Annotated in this window: 1 protein-coding gene; it reads right to left on the bottom strand. The window is 53.4% G+C overall.

Going from position 1 to position 582, the window contains the following annotated elements; genetic code table 11:
- Window positions 1–57: 57 nt before the first annotated feature.
- The coding region (locus IR141_RS12720) for a hypothetical protein (protein WP_209304446.1) at window positions 58–582 on the bottom strand (525 nt) is incomplete at its 5' end.

The following is a 582-nucleotide window of genomic DNA, read 5'->3' as shown; positions in this document are numbered from 1 at the left end:
TCCATAACAAAGCTCCAAAGGCCGTCTGAACGTTTTTCAGACGGCCTGTTTGATTAATCAAATGATGGGATTTTCTTGAATTGGGGTTTGGATTTCAGGCTGAAGAATATCCGGGTATGCCGGGTTTTCGGGCAAAACCGGCTCTTCCGATAAGCTCAAACCGGGCTGCCCGGTTGGGGGCTGATAATGGCTGCCAAGAGCGGCCTGCCCTTGCGGCCCGGTTTCTGCATCATCCCAATCGAAACCGGCCTCTTCCAACAAACCGGGTATTTGGAGGGCGGCGGCTTCGGCAGCGGGTGTTTCGGCGGGGATTTCAACAGGGGTTTCAACGGGTGTTTCTGCCGCTGCTTCTGCCCCGGGTTTTGCTTCCGCCCCGTTTTCACCTGCCGGGTGTTCAGATGCCTGCTGCGGAAAATCGGCGGCAATTTCCCTGCCGTTTGAAATATGGGTGTTTTCGGCATTAAGGATAAGTTTGCCGTTTGAATCGATATCGCCGATCACCGCCAAATCTTCACTGTCGATTTCGAGATTTTCAAAACGGTGGCTGCCGATCAGGGTTACGCTTTTGGCGGCAAGTTTGGT

Origin of the sequence: Neisseria sp. 19428wB4_WF04 (assembly GCF_015235335.1) — a bacterium.
GTDB lineage: Bacteria > Pseudomonadota > Gammaproteobacteria > Burkholderiales > Neisseriaceae > Neisseria > Neisseria musculi.
Note: the sequence above shows the minus strand (reverse complement) of the source record. Positions and strands in the feature narration are given on the sequence as shown.